We start from the raw sequence: 12,922 nt of genomic DNA on the forward strand, positions 1-12,922 counted from the left end.
CCGCGGGGTGGAGCCCGAGCTGCCCGTGATCCCGACCGCTCTGGTCGAAGTGGACGTGGTGCAGCGGTGGCGGGACGGAGTTCCAGGCGCGACGGCGGTCTTCGACGGCGAGGCCGGCCCGGACCTGGCCGCTGCGGCCGAACCGTTCTTTGTGGACGCCGATGTCCTCACCGCGATCGGCGCGTCGGCGTCGGCCGGTGACGCGAAGGCGTTCCCGCTGCGCTCCGGCGGCACCGGCTGGGTCGTCGGCGTGGGTTCCGGCGAGCCGGCGAAGTGGCGCACCGCTGGTGCGGCGCTGGCCCGCTCGGTGCGCGACCGCCTCTCCAACGCCGTCGACGCCGAGTCCGAGCCCGGTGACCTCGGCGACGCGTCCGACGCCGACTACCTGCAGGTCCAGCTGCCCGACGACGCCGGTGACGAGCTGGTCGGCGAACTGACCCTCGGCCTGGCGCTGGGCGGTTACCGGTTCAAGGTCACCGCTGATGCCGCGCCGCCGCGCCTGCGCAAGGTCCTGCTGGTCGCGCCGGAGGGCGCCGACGTCGCCGCGCTGCGCGAGGCGGTGCGCCGCTCGCGCGAACTGGCGGCGGCCACCGCGCTGGCCCGCGACCTGGCCAACGCCCCTTCCAACGTCAAGGACCCCGCCTGGTTCACCGGGCTGGCCGCTGAGCTCGCGGGTCCGGTCCCGAACCTGACCGCGACCGTGCGGGACGAGAAGTGGCTGACCGACAACGGTTTCGGCGGCATCCTCGCGGTCGGCGGCGGTTCGTCGCGCCCGCCGCGACTGCTCCAGCTCGACTACCGGCCGCAGGACGCGACCGGACCGCACCTGGTGCTGGTCGGCAAGGGCATCACCTTCGACACCGGCGGCATCTCGCTCAAGCCCGCCGACGGCATGCACCTGATGCGCACCGACATGTCGGGTGGCGCGGCGGTCATCGGTGCGCTGCTGGCGATCGCCCGGCTCGGTCTGCCGGTGAAGGTGACCGGCCTGGTGCCCTCCGCCGAGAACCACGTCTCCGGAACCGCGTACCGGCCCGGCGACGTCGTGCGGCACTACGGCGGCAAGACCACCGAGGTCGGCAACACCGACGCCGAGGGGCGGATGGTGCTGGCCGATGCCATGGCCTACGCGGTCGACAAGCTCCAGCCCGACCTGCTGGTGGACGTCGCGACGCTGACCGGGGCGATGAAGGTCGCGCTCGGGCTGCGCACCGGCGGCCTGCTGGCCACCGACGACGAGCTGGCCGAGCGGATCACCGAGGCCGGCGCCCGGGTCGGCGAGACCTGGTGGCGGATGCCGCTGCTGGAGGACCACGCCGACGCCGTCGAGGGCTCGCTCTCCGACGTCAAGCAGACCCCGGCCGGTCCCGGTGGCATCACCGCCGCGCTGTTCCTGCGCGAGTTCACCAGCGGTGCCCGCTGGGCGCACCTGGACATCGCGGGTCCCGCGCGGGCCGACAAGGACTACTCCGAGGTGACCGTCGGAGGTACGGGCTTCGCCGCCCGCACCCTCGCCGAGCTGGCCGCTTCGCTGGCCTGAGTCGCTCGCCACCCGTGATGACCGGCACGCTCGCGGGCGTCGGTGATCGGTCGGTGTTTAACGTCTAAACCATGGTGTCGGCTGGACGTTTGCGCAGGATCCGGTTCGCGCTGCTGCTCGGCGCGCTGGCCCTGTTCGCCCTGCTCTACGCGCCGCAGCCGGTGCTGCCGCAGCTGGCGGACGAGTACGGCCTGAGCCCGGGCGCCGCCGCGCTGCTGGTGTCGGCCGCGACGCTCGGGCTGGCGGTCTCGGCGATCCCGCTGGGCACGCTGTCGGAGGCGATCGGCCGTCGCCGCACCATGATCACGACGTTGGTCATCGCCGAAGCCCTCGGGCTCGTGCTGCCGTGGGTGCACTCGTTCCCGCTGATGGTCGGGCTCCGGCTGGTGCAGGGCGCGGCCATCGCCGGGCTCGCCGCCGTCGCGACCGCCTACCTGGCGGACGAGACCGGTGGCGTGCGGCTCGGCACCACCGTCGGCCTCTACGTCGCCGGGACCACCATCGGCGGCATGACCGGCCGGCTGCTCGGCGGCATCGTCGGCGACTTCTGGGGCTGGTCCGGCGGCGTGCTGGCGGTCGCCCTGCTCGCCGCCGCGTGCACCGTCGCGTTCGTCGTCCTGCTGCCGACCGAACGGCACCACCAGCGGCAACCGCTGCGGTGGAAACCGCTGCTCGGCGGCCTGAGCGCGGCGCTGCGCGATCCGGGGCTCCACCCGCCGTACCTGGTCGCGGCGCTGGGCATGGGCAGCTTCGTGACGGTCTACAACGTGCTCGGCTTCCGCATCACGGCACCGCCGCTGCTGCTGCCCCCGGCGCTGGCCGCGCTGGCGTTCCTCGCCTACGCGGCGGGCACCGTCACCTCGGCGCTGGCCGGGCGCGCGGCCGACCGCTGGGGGCGCGTGCGGGTGCTGCTGAGCAGTCTCGCGGTCACCGTCGCCGGGCTCCTGCTGATGCTGCCGGACTCGGTGCCGGTGATCCTGGTCGGACTCGTGATCTTCACCGGAGGCTTCTTCGGCGCGCACTCGGTCGCGAACGGCTGGGTCGGGACCAGGGCATCCAAGCAGGCCCGAGGCCAGGCGTCCGCCCTCTACCAGCTCGCCTACTACGGCGGCAGCAGCATCGGCGGAGTCCTCGGCGGCATCGCCTACGGCGCCTGGGGCTGGTCCGGCATGACCCTCCTGCTCACGGCCTGGCTAGCCCTGGCCGCCGCCGCAGTCCTGTTCTCCCGCCCCAGCCCAGTCCCAAGCGGTTGACCCGATTTCAGTGGAGATCAGTCCCCCGATTTCCACTGAAATCCGTACCGGGACTTCCACTGAAATCCCGCACCCCGACCCAGGACCCCGATTTCCACTGAAATCGGGGTCAGGATTTCCACTGAAATCGGGTGGAGTGGGACGGGTGTGCCCTCTGGGGAAGGGGTGGAAGGAGGGGAACGCCTGGTCAGGTGGCGTCTGTGTCGTACGGGGGGCGCTCGCCCGGGGAGAGGGGGCGTTCGGCCGGTTTGGGGGTGGCGGCCGGGGATTGGCCGTTGGTGCTGGTGGGGGCGGAGCCGTTGAGCGGGGAGGAGTTCTTCTTGAACTCCTCGAACGGGTTCTCGCCGTCCAGGAGGTGCTTGGTCACGGCCGTGCGCGGGTTGAAGTTCCGGACGCTGCGGAGCTCGTCGAGCGGCTTCTTCAGCTCGTCGAACTCCGGGCCGATCTCCGAACGGATCTGCTCGCGGGCACCGGTCGCGTACTCCTTGATCTGGCGGACCGCCTTGCCCAGCCACGCCGCACCCTCGGGCAGCCGCTCCGGGCCGAGCACGAACAACCCGACCAGCGCGAGGATCAGGATCTCGGGCCAGCCGACGCTATCGAACACCTCTCGACTCCTCTGGGATCCTCGTGGCTCGCGAACCGACGCCGAGCTGCCGACATCGCCAGCGTACCGACCGGGTGACGCCGGTCGAAGGGGGGAACTGGCGCAACTTCGCGCCGTGTCCTCCCGGTGGCCCGCTGTTCATGCCCTTGTGATCGGTCATTTCAGCGTCACGTCGAGCACCAGCTCGCGGCCCTGCCGGACCACGGTCACGGGGACGCGTTCGCCGACCTGGTGCCGGTCCACCGCCACGATGAGTTCGTCGGCGCTCCCGACCTTGCGGTCGCCGACCTTGATGATCACGTCGCCTTCGGCCATCCCGCCACCTGCGGCGGAACTGCCGTCCTGCACGTTCTGCACCTGAGCGCCGTCGGCCAGCCCGTCGCTGACGGACTTCACGTTGACGCCGAGGTCGGCGTGCCGGACGGTGCCGGTGCGGATGAGCTCCTGCGCGATGCGCCGGACGTCGTCGATCGGGATCGCGAACCCGAGTCCGATCGAGCCGCCCTCGCCGCCCGAACCGAGCGTGCGGATCGCGCTGTTGATGCCGACCACCGCGCCCGAACCGTCGACCAGCGCGCCACCCGAGTTGCCCGGGTTGATGGCCGCGTCGGTCTGGATGGCGTCGATGACCGCGTTGGTGTCGGTGCCCTCGCCGGCCAGCCGGACCGGCCGGTGCACCGAGCTGACGATGCCGGTGGTCACGGTGCCCGCCAGGCCCAGCGGCGAGCCGATGGCGATGACGTCGTCGCCGACCCGCAGCTCGTCCGAGTCGCCGAGCTGGGCGACGGTCGGGTTGGAGACCTCGACCTTGAGCACCGCGAGGTCGGTCTTGACGTCGCGGCCCACGACCCGGGCCGGGGCCCGGGTGCCGTCGTGGAAGACCGTCGAGACCTGCGCGTTCGGGGTGTCGGCGGCCATCGAGACGACGTGGTTGTTGGTGACCACGTAGCCGTTGCCGTCGATGACCACGCCCGAACCGGAACCGCCCTGCCCGCCGATGCGGACCTCGATGGAGACCACTGCGGGAACCACGCGCTGCGCCACCTGGGACACCGCGCCGCGCGGCCGGTCGCCCGAGCCCTGATCGACCTCGGCGAGCGTGACGTCCGGGTTGACCAGCGGGTTCCCCTCCTCGGCGGTGATCCGGCCGAGGAAACCGCCCACGAGGCCGACGAGCAGCGCGACCACGCCGAGGATCGCCAGCGCGCGCGGGTGCACGCGGTGGCCGAAGAGCACTTCCCGGGCGCTGAGCAGCGGTCCCCGTTCGCGTTCGCCGTCGTCGTCGAGCTGCTCCTCGGACACCGCGGGTGGGCCGAGGATCGCGCCGGCCGCCGGGTCCCGCCACGGGTCCCGGTCGCCGGAGTTCCACAGCGCCGGGTCGGGTTCGGTCTCCGGGGTCATGGGATTCTCGCCCGGCGCGCGTTGCAGCGGGTCGCTGCTCTGCGGCGGGCGGCCGAACGCCTGCACCAGCGCGTCCGGCGGGGGAGGGGCCTGTTCGATCCCGCGCGCGGCCAGGCCGTGCTCGTCGGGATCGAAGCTGCCCGACACGCCCTGGGGGCGGGCGAAGGCGTTGCGCTGCGACGGGTCGACCTCGGGCCGGTCCAGGGGGCGCGGCTGGAGCCGATCGGGCGTGTGCCCGTTGCTGTCGTGGGACCGGGCGGGAGCGGGAGCGAATCGGTCCGCGGGCACGCCGCGGCCCGTCATGGCGCCGCCCTGCCACGGGTGCACCGGCTCTGCCCCCTGCTGACCTCGTGCAGGGTCGTCCCGGCGCGCGCCGGGACCCTGCGCGGGCGTTCCTGGCTGGTCGCTCATCGCTCCCCGGGCTGTCCGATCGGGCTCGTCGCTTCGAGTGGATCACACGGGCGCGCGGCCCGCCTCACCGGCATGGTGCCGACGACCCCATTTTGCCCGCAGCTCGGTGAAGTCCGCGTGGAGTGGGCGCGAAATCGCCAGCCCGCTACTTGGCGGGCGGCGCGGTGGAGGCGGTAGCCGGCGGGGCCGGCGCGGATGGCGCGGGTGAAACGGATGCGACCTGCGGTTTCGGCGCGGCGGAGCTCGCCGGAGCGCTTTCGGACGGCAGCGCGGTGCTGCCCCCGGCCGGGATGACGGCGTTGGTGAAGGCCCCACCGGGAAGCGGTACGGGAGCACCCGGCAGCGGATGCCCGTCCTCGTCGGTGATGGGCAGGTTCATGAACGCCAGAGCACCGAGCACCAGCCCGGAGAACACGACGCCGGCGCCCTGCTTGGTGCGCCGCGAGGCCCGCCGGTCGGCGGAGTCCTCCGGCGGGTCGTCGTAGGAGGTGACGCTCGTGCCCAGCGGCTGCTGCGAGCCGCCGAGCGGCGTGGACGACCCCAGCACCGGTCCGCTGCCGAAGCGCTTCAGGCGTTCCGGGCGGGACACGGTGACGAGCTGGCCGTCCTCGGTCAGAGCGAGGTTCTCGGGCTGTGCGGGGAGTTCGGCGCTGGAGGGGATGGCCTGCAGCGCCTGCAGGAGCTCCGGCGAGACCGACGGGGTGTCGGCCGCGCGGACCGCCGCGCGGGCCTGCCGCTGAGCGGCGGCGTCCGCCGTGCACGCGGGGCATCCGGCCAGGTGGGCCACCGCGCGGTCGTGGGCGCTCGGGCTGAGCTCACCGTCGACGAAAGCGACGAGAGCGTCCAGCGCGAGGTGCTGCTCGGGCAGCCCCCACCCCCGCAGAACCGTCATCCGTCAATCCTCCCGGCTTGTTCGCGACGCGCTTCGAGCGTGGACTTCAGCATCTGGCGCCCGCGGTGGATCCTGCTGCGCACGGTACCCAGCTTCACGCCCAGGGTGGTACCGATCTCCTCGTAGGAGAGGCCTTCGACGTCGCAGAGCACGATGGCCGCGCGGAACTCCGGCGGCAGCTTGTCCAGCGCCGCCTGCAGGTCGGGATCGAGGTGGGTGTCGTGGAAGACCTGCTCCGGCGTCGGACCGCCACCGGGCAACCGGTCGGTGTCCTCGGGCAGGCCCTCCATGCGCAGGCGGGACCTGCGGCGGGCCATGTCCAGGAACAGGTTGGTCGTGATCCGGTGCAGCCAGCCCTCGAACGTGCCCGGTTTGTAGGACGCCAGGGAGCGGAACACCCGGATGAAGGTCTCCTGGGTGAGGTCCTCGGCGTCGTGCTGGTTTCCGGACAGGCGGTAGGCGAGCCGGTAGACCCGGTCCGCGTGCTGCCGAACCACTTCGTCCCAGCTGGGCGGGGTCCAGGCGGCTTCCTCCGCGCCGGGCGAGACGGTGCTCGGCGTAACGCTCTTCTCGTGGGACCGGTCGGTGCCGGGGGCCACGCTCATCGGCTGTGTTGCCATCGGGCGAAAAGCCACCTCCTGTGGGCTTGCATCTACCAGAACGATCGGGGCGGGAGCGTTGTTCCCGCGCCCCGTTCACCGGTGAGACGCCGATGGGTGTCGGTGTATGACGGCTACTGTCGTCCTCCCTGGTGAAACCGGCATGAAAGCGGCCTGAGAAGGGCCTGAGAGTCTGGGTGAGGCTGCTCTCACCCACTCGGCCCTGCACCGTTGATCACTCAGCGTGACGGAATGTCGCGCATGGAAACGGCCGTCTAACGATGTCGTCCGGAAACATCATTTGCGGGCGGAACGCCGATAACCTTTCGCGTTGTGATACCCGAGAGGTCGGTGGCCCGCTACTCGATGAGCGGCTATGAGGTGGGCGAGCAGGCACGTGCCCGCCCGATCGGTGATGGTCCGCAGGGCCAGCCGGTCGGTGCGTCGTCGCTGCACGTGCTTCAGTTCCTCGCTGCCGCGCTGCGGGCCAAGGCCGTCGTCGAGATCGGCACGGGATCCGGTGAGAGCGCCCGCTGGCTGCTCCGCGGGATGGTGCCGGACGGCGTGCTGACCTCGATCGACGCCGACCCGGCCAACCACCGCACGGCCCGGGCGGCGCTGCGCGAGGAGGGCATCGCGCCCGCGCGCACGCGGTTGATCAACGGGCGCGCGGTGGAGATGCTGCCGCGCTTCACCGAAGGCGGCTACGACCTGGTGTCGGTCGGCGTCGCCAGCACCGACTACCCCGACTACCTGGAGCTGGGCGCGCGGCTGCTGCGGCCCGGCGGGGTCATCGTGTTCGCCGGGGTCCAACTCGGCGAGCACGACCACCGCAGCGCGCTGGCCGCGGCCATCCGCGCGCTGGTCAAAGCAGTGCAGGACGACGAGGACCTGGTCCCGGTGACGTTGCCGACCGGCCCAGGCCTCCTCGCCGTCGCGAAGCGCTGACTTTAGTAGTCACACGCCGCCTGGACTCCGTGCGCCACTCCTTTGGTGTGCCAATACACGGCGTCGCGGCGTACTCGCCAGACGACGTGTGAGAACCCGCGGCGGTGCGGGCTGAGTCCCACACATGAAGCAGCGGCTGCCGCCGCAACCCCGCATCGTGCCCTCAGGCCGGGGACACCGACAGGAGCTTGCCCGCCAGGCCTCGGGCGCGGGTGCCGAGGCGCTTGGCGATGTCGCTGAGGGCCGCGCCCGCCGGGGAGTCCGGCTCCTGCAGCACCAGCGGTTCGCCCGCGTCGCCGCACTCGCGCAGCCTCGGGTCCAGCGGGATCTGACCCAGCAGCGGCACCTCGGTGCCCAGGGCGCGGCTCAGCGAGTCGGCCACGATCTGGCCGCCGCCGGAGCCGAAGACCTCCATGCGCTGGCCGTCGGGCATCTCCATCCAGGACATGTTCTCCACGACGCCCGCCAGCCGCTGGCGGGTCTGCATGGCGATCGCGCCGGCGCGCTCGGCGACCTCGGCGGCCGCCTGCTGCGGGGTGGTGACCACCAGGATCTCGGCGTTGGGGATCAGCTGGGCGGTGGACAGCGCGACGTCGCCGGTGCCCGGCGGCAGGTCGAGCAGCAGCACGTCCAGGTCGCCCCAGAAGACGTCGGAGAGGAACTGCTGCAGCGCGCGGTGCAGCATCGGTCCGCGCCAGACCACCGGGGTGTTGCCCGGGGTGAACATGCCGATCGAGATGACCTTCACGCCGTGCGACTGCGGCGGCATGATCATCTTCTCGACCTGGGTGGGCTTGCCGCCGGCTCCCAGCATGCGCGGCACCGAGTGGCCGTAGATGTCGGCGTCGACGACGCCGACGGACAGGCCGCGGGCGGCCATCGAGGCGGCCAGGTTGACCGTGACGCTGGACTTGCCGACGCCGCCCTTGCCGGAGGCCACGCAGTACACGCGGGTCATCGAGCCCGGCTCGGCGAAGGGGATGCGCGGCTCCTCGGCGTCGCCGCGCAGGCTGCGGCGCAGCTCGGTGCGCTGCTCGTCGCTCATCACGTCGAGCTCGACCTGCACCGAGGACACGCCGTCGACGGCGGAGACGGCGTCGGTGACCCGCTGCGTGATCGTCTCGCGCATCGGGCAGCCCTGAACCGTCAGGTAGACCCCGACCTCCACCGCGCCGCCGTCGCCGATGGACACGCCCTTGACCATGCCCAGGTCGGTGATCGGCTTGCGGATCTCCGGGTCCTCGACCTTCGTGAGGGCCTGGCGGATGGCTTCCTCGGTCGGTGCGGACTGCGTACTGGTCACGGTTACCTCGACAAGCGTTGGTGAACGTGGTGGGGACGGGAACGAATCCCGCCGAACCAGAAAAGGGTCTCACACCCCTATTCGGCAGTTCCCATGTTACGGACGAGTAGCCCACGAGGGGAAACGTCATCGCCGCCGGTGGGGCCGTGACCCGGTGTGCTTAGCCGGGGGCGCTGAGGAGTCAAGGGGATGCGGACAGTAATATCCGTCACGTGGCCGAGACGGCTCTGGACCGATTACCGACTCGAAACGAATTGTTGGCGTACCGCAGTTTTCTGCGCGCACACGCCCGGGTCACGCGCTGCCTGGAAGGCGATCTGATCGCCGAGCAAAGGCTGACACTGGCCGCTTACGACGTGCTGGAAGCGCTGACCGAAGCGCCGGAGCAACGACTCCGGATGACCGAACTCGCCGATGTCGTGCTGCTCTCCCGCTCGGGGGTGACCCGACTGGTGGACCGGCTCGAGAAGCTCGGACTGGTGCGCCGCGTGCGGGTCGACTCCGACGGGCGCGGCGTGCAGGCGGTGATCACCGAACGAGGTGAGGGACGGCTGCGGATGGCCGCGTCGACCCACCGCCACGGTGTCGCGCGCTACTTCCTCAACGCCGCCGACGGCGAGCTGGAGACCCTGGTGCGCGCCTGCGAACGGCTGGCGGACGGGGGTGTGCCCTCGCCCCCCGGGCAGCGTGCGCAAGCATGAGCGGGTGAACTCCCCGATCAAGGCGGTCGGCCTGGTGCGGTACGTGGACCAGCGGTTGTTGCTGGTGCGCTCCCAGGACCAGGAGGCCTTCTACCTGCCCGGCGGCACGATCGAACCGGGCGAGACCGAGCAGCACGCGCTGCACCGCGAGGTCGCCGAGGAGCTCGGGGTCGTCCTGCGCGAACCCGAGTTCCTCGCCCGCTACCGCACCGACGCGGTCGGGCGCGGCGACGGCGTCCAGGTCGATCTCGCCTGCTACACGGGCGCTGTCGACGGCGAACCGGTCGCCTCGGCGGAGATCGCCGAGCTCGGCTGGTTCACCCGCGCCGAGTACGCCGTGCACCGCGTCACGGCTCCGGCGATCGTCGAGCTCTTCGCCGACCTCGACCCCGGGCTATGACGTGTGCCCCCGGCCGGTGCGGGCCCTGCGCTTCTCCTGCGGGCTCTCCAGTCCGGGGATCTCCTCGCGGAGGCGGTCGAGCTCGCCGCGGATGTAGTCGCGGGTGGCGACCTCTCCGATGGCCAGCCGCAGCGCCGCGAGTTCGCGCGCGAGGTAGTCGGTGTCGGCCTTGGTCTGCGCCGCCCGCGCCCGGTCCTCCTCCAGCGAGACCCGGTCGCGGTCGTCCTGCCGGTTCTGGGCGAGCAGGATCAGCGGCGCCGCGTACGACGCCTGCGTGGAGAAGCACAGGTTCAGCAGGATGAACGGGTAGGGATCCCAGGCGAATCCGACCGCGAGCAGGTTCACCGCGATCCAGCTGATCACCAGCACCGTCATCCAGAACAGGAACTTGCCGGTCCCCAGGAACCGGGCGATGCGCTCGGAGACCCGCCCGAACATCTCCGGGTCGAACGAGACGTTCAGCCGGCGCTCGGCGCGGGGCTGGTCCAGCCGGCGGTGGGTGAGCAGCTCGGGCATCAGCGGGCCTCCTGGGACGTCGGCTCCTCCGGTTCCCGGTCGGGCAGGCCGCTGTGCCGCCATCCTCCGGGGAGCAGGTGGTCGAGCAGGTCGTCGACGGTGACCGCCCCGATGAGGTGCTCCTCGTCGTCGAGCACCGGCCCGCACACGAGGTTGTAGGCGGCGAAGTAGCGGGTGAGCTCCGACAGCGACGCCAGCGGCGGCAGGCTCGCGAGGTCGGTGTCCAGCGCGCCGGCGACCAGCGTGGACGGCGGTTCGCGCAGCAACCGCTGCAGGTGCACGCACCCCAGGTAGCGGCCGGTCGGGGTGGCGCTGGGCGCGCGGCAGACGAAGACCATGCTGGCCACCGCGATCGGCAGTTCCGGGTTGCGGGCCATCGCCAGGGCCTCGGCGATCGTGGCGTCCGGGGTGACCACGAGCGGTTCCGGCGTCATCAGCCCGCCCGCCGTGTCGGCGGAGAACTTCAGCAGGCGCTTGACAGGCTCGGACTCCTCCGGGGCCATCATCTCCAGCAGCCGGACCTTGTCGATCTCGGGCAGTTCGGCGAGCAGGTCGGCGGCGTCGTCGGGGTTCATCGCTTCGAGGACGTCGGCGGCGCGCTCGTCGTCGAGGTAGGCGAGCAGGTCCTTCTGGTCCTCCTCGGGGAGCTCTTCGACGATGTCGGCCAGCCGCTCGTCGTCGAGCGCTTCGGCGACCTCGTAGCGACGCTTGGTCGGCAGCTCGTGCAGGGTGCTCGCGACGTCGACCGCGCGCATCGTGTCGAACATCGACAGCAGCTGCTGCACGCCCTGCGGGCTGCCGGTGACCTCGGCGAACTCCAGGCCCTCCACCTGGTCCCAGTCCAGCACCTTCGTCGGTCCGCGCCGGCCCAGCCTGCCGGTGCGCTCGCGGACCGCGAGCTTGGTCAGCTGCCAGTCGCGGGTGCGGGTCTGCTCCAGCGCGGAGTCGACCAGCACCGCCGAGGCCGACTCGATGCGCACCTGGGCGTCGAGCAGCTCGCCGAGCACCAGCATCTCGTTGGGGCGCTTGGTGAAGGCCCGCAGGTTCACCGAGCCGGTGGTGAGGGTGACCGCGGCGGCCTCGATGCGGGTGACCCGCAGCATCGGCACGAAGATCCGCCGCCGGGTGGGCAGTTCCACGACCAGGCCGAGGACGCGCGGCGGTTGCCGCCGGACGCTGAGCGCGGCGACCACGTCGCGGACCCGCCCGATGGGTTCGCCGTCCGGACCGAACACGGACAGTCCTGCCATCCGGGCGGCGAAGACCCTGGTAACGGCCACCATGTCGATCAGGCTAGGGACAACGCGCCCACCTCGCCGGACGGCGTGATAGACACCTGGCATGAGCATGGTGGAAGGTGCGCGGCGCAGCTGCCTGGCGGTGCCGGGGTCGAGCGCGAAGATGATCGACAAGGCTCGCGGGCTGGCGGTCGACCAGTTCTTCCTCGACCTGGAGGACGCGGTCGCCCCGCTGGCCAAGGCCGAGGCGCGGGACCGGATCGTCGGCGCGCTCAACGAGGGCGGCTGGGACGGCAAGATCCGGTCGGTGCGGGTCAACGCGCTGGACACCGAGTGGACGTACCGCGACGTGGTCACCGTCGTCGAAGGCGCCGGTGCCGAGCTGGACTCGATCATCCTTCCGAAGGTCTCCGCACCCGATCACGTGCGCTGGCTGGACCTGACGCTGTCGCAGATCGAGCGCGCCCTGGGCCTGGAACCCGGGCGCATCGGCATCGAGCCGCAGATCGAGGACGCGCGCGGGCTGGTCGAGATCGACGCCATCGCCACCGCATCTCCCCGGGTGGCCGCGCTGATCTACGGGCCCGCCGACTTCATGGCCTCGATCAACATGCGCTCGCTGGTCGTCGGGCACCAGCCGCCCGGGTACGACGTCGGCGATGCCTACCACTACGCGCTGTTCCGCATCCTCACCGCGGCGCGCGCGGCCGACGTGCAGGCCATCGACGGGCCGTACCTGCAGATCAAGGACGTCGACGGGTTGCGCGCGGTCGGCGGTCGGTCCGCCGCGCTCGGCTTCGACGGCAAGTGGGTGCTGCACCCGGCCCAGGTCGACGCGGTCAACGAGCTCTTCTCGCCGCGCCAGGAGGACTACGACCACGCCGAGAACATCCTCGACGCCTACGAGTGGCACACCTCCGCCGCGGGCGGCAAGCGCGGTGCGGCGATGCTCGGCGACGAGATGATCGACGAGGCCTCCCGCAAGATGGCGCTGGTCATCTCGGGCAAGGGCCGCGCCGCCGGAATGTCGCGCACCGACCGCTGGACTCCGCCGGAGGAGTGACTCGGTCGTCTCGATTCCACCCGCGGTGCCCCGATTTCAGTGGAAATCGG

General features: G+C 71.7%; 13 protein-coding genes. 6 read left to right on the plus strand and 7 right to left on the minus strand.

From position 1 onward, the window contains the following. Positions 1 to 7 precede the first annotated feature (7 nt). Positions 8 to 1,540 carry a leucyl aminopeptidase family protein gene (locus KBO27_RS26005; RefSeq protein WP_372448883.1) on the plus strand — a complete coding sequence of 511 codons (1,533 nt, stop codon included), beginning with the start codon at positions 8 to 10 and terminating at the stop codon, positions 1,538 to 1,540. Between the two features lie 71 nt (positions 1,541 to 1,611). After that, on the plus strand, positions 1,612 to 2,793 hold the full coding sequence (locus KBO27_RS26010; RefSeq protein ID WP_246538055.1) for an MFS transporter: 1,182 nt from the start codon (positions 1,612 to 1,614) through the stop codon (positions 2,791 to 2,793). Between the two features lie 187 nt (positions 2,794 to 2,980). Here the strand turns inward: KBO27_RS26010 and tatB are convergent, their stop codons facing one another. The 4 genes from tatB to sigE all read right to left on the minus strand — a co-directional run bounded on the left by tatB (position 2,981) and on the right by sigE (position 6,724). Continuing rightward, the gene (tatB, locus tag KBO27_RS26015) at positions 2,981 to 3,400 is read right to left on the minus strand and encodes a Sec-independent protein translocase protein TatB (RefSeq protein WP_210972499.1); all 420 of its coding nucleotides are present in this window, start codon (positions 3,398 to 3,400) and stop codon (positions 2,981 to 2,983) included. A gap of 156 nt (positions 3,401 to 3,556) precedes the next feature. After that, positions 3,557 to 5,212: a trypsin-like peptidase domain-containing protein gene (locus tag KBO27_RS26020; protein ID WP_246538056.1), complete on the minus strand. Its 1,656-nt coding sequence runs from the start codon at positions 5,210 to 5,212 to the stop codon at positions 3,557 to 3,559. Between the two features lie 145 nt (positions 5,213 to 5,357). After that, complete coding sequence (locus KBO27_RS26025; protein ID WP_210972500.1) at positions 5,358 to 6,104, minus strand: zf-HC2 domain-containing protein; 747 nt, start codon at positions 6,102 to 6,104, stop codon at positions 5,358 to 5,360. After that, positions 6,101 to 6,724, minus strand: a complete 624-nt coding sequence (gene sigE, locus KBO27_RS26030) for an RNA polymerase sigma factor SigE (protein WP_246538057.1) — start codon at positions 6,722 to 6,724, stop codon at positions 6,101 to 6,103. Before sigE ends, KBO27_RS26025 begins: the two co-directional genes overlap by 4 nt. A 312-nt stretch (positions 6,725 to 7,036) precedes the next feature. Between sigE and KBO27_RS26035 the strand changes: the two genes are divergently transcribed. Beyond that, positions 7,037 to 7,651, plus strand: a complete 615-nt coding sequence (locus KBO27_RS26035) for an O-methyltransferase (protein ID WP_307870619.1) — start codon at positions 7,037 to 7,039, stop codon at positions 7,649 to 7,651. A gap of 163 nt (positions 7,652 to 7,814) precedes the next feature. On the opposite strand, the gene KBO27_RS26040 is transcribed toward KBO27_RS26035, so the two are convergent. Beyond that, entirely contained in the window at positions 7,815 to 8,954 is a 1,140-nt protein-coding gene (locus tag KBO27_RS26040) for an Mrp/NBP35 family ATP-binding protein (RefSeq protein WP_210972501.1), read from the minus strand. A 212-nt stretch (positions 8,955 to 9,166) separates the two neighbouring features. Between KBO27_RS26040 and KBO27_RS26045 the strand changes: the two genes are divergently transcribed. Both KBO27_RS26045 and KBO27_RS26050 read left to right on the plus strand, forming a co-directional pair. Further along, a complete protein-coding gene (locus tag KBO27_RS26045; RefSeq protein ID WP_165943974.1) occupies positions 9,167 to 9,655 on the plus strand; it encodes a MarR family winged helix-turn-helix transcriptional regulator in 489 nt (162 codons plus the stop codon). Positions 9,656 to 9,659: 4 nt separating this feature from the next. Beyond that, positions 9,660 to 10,055: an NUDIX hydrolase gene (locus KBO27_RS26050; protein WP_307870620.1), complete on the plus strand. Its 396-nt coding sequence runs from the start codon at positions 9,660 to 9,662 to the stop codon at positions 10,053 to 10,055. Here KBO27_RS26050 and KBO27_RS26055 read toward each other — a convergent pair. Both KBO27_RS26055 and KBO27_RS26060 read right to left on the minus strand, forming a co-directional pair. Further along, positions 10,050 to 10,571, minus strand: a complete 522-nt coding sequence (locus tag KBO27_RS26055) for a DUF1003 domain-containing protein (protein WP_210972503.1) — start codon at positions 10,569 to 10,571, stop codon at positions 10,050 to 10,052. The two genes, KBO27_RS26050 and KBO27_RS26055, sit on opposite strands and share 6 nt — an antisense overlap. Further along, a complete protein-coding gene (locus tag KBO27_RS26060; RefSeq protein WP_210972504.1) occupies positions 10,571 to 11,854 on the minus strand; it encodes a magnesium transporter MgtE N-terminal domain-containing protein in 1,284 nt (427 codons plus the stop codon). The genes KBO27_RS26055 and KBO27_RS26060 overlap by 1 nt, the downstream gene beginning before the upstream one ends. 58 nt (positions 11,855 to 11,912) lie before the next feature. Between KBO27_RS26060 and KBO27_RS26065 the strand changes: the two genes are divergently transcribed. Beyond that, complete coding sequence (locus KBO27_RS26065; RefSeq protein ID WP_210972505.1) at positions 11,913 to 12,872, plus strand: HpcH/HpaI aldolase/citrate lyase family protein; 960 nt, start codon at positions 11,913 to 11,915, stop codon at positions 12,870 to 12,872. Positions 12,873 to 12,922: the final 50 nt, after the last annotated feature.

The organism is Saccharopolyspora endophytica, assembly GCF_018070075.1.
GTDB classification, from domain to species: Bacteria; Actinomycetota; Actinomycetes; order Mycobacteriales; family Pseudonocardiaceae; genus Saccharopolyspora; species Saccharopolyspora endophytica.

Coding starts and splice junctions, on each gene's coding strand:
- KBO27_RS26010 (WP_246538055.1), top strand. CDS start 1,612: ATGGTGTCGGCTGGACGTTTGCGCAGGATCCGGTTCGCGCTGCTGCTC.
- KBO27_RS26020 (WP_246538056.1), bottom strand. CDS start 5,212: ATGAGCGACCAGCCAGGAACGCCCGCGCAGGGTCCCGGCGCGCGCCGG.
- KBO27_RS26025 (WP_210972500.1), bottom strand. CDS start 6,104: ATGACGGTTCTGCGGGGGTGGGGGCTGCCCGAGCAGCACCTCGCGCTG.
- sigE (WP_246538057.1), bottom strand. CDS start 6,724: ATGGCAACACAGCCGATGAGCGTGGCCCCCGGCACCGACCGGTCCCAC.
- KBO27_RS26055 (WP_210972503.1), bottom strand. CDS start 10,571: ATGCCCGAGCTGCTCACCCACCGCCGGCTGGACCAGCCCCGCGCCGAG.
- KBO27_RS26060 (WP_210972504.1), bottom strand. CDS start 11,854: ATGGTGGCCGTTACCAGGGTCTTCGCCGCCCGGATGGCAGGACTGTCC.
- KBO27_RS26065 (WP_210972505.1), top strand. CDS start 11,913: ATGAGCATGGTGGAAGGTGCGCGGCGCAGCTGCCTGGCGGTGCCGGGG.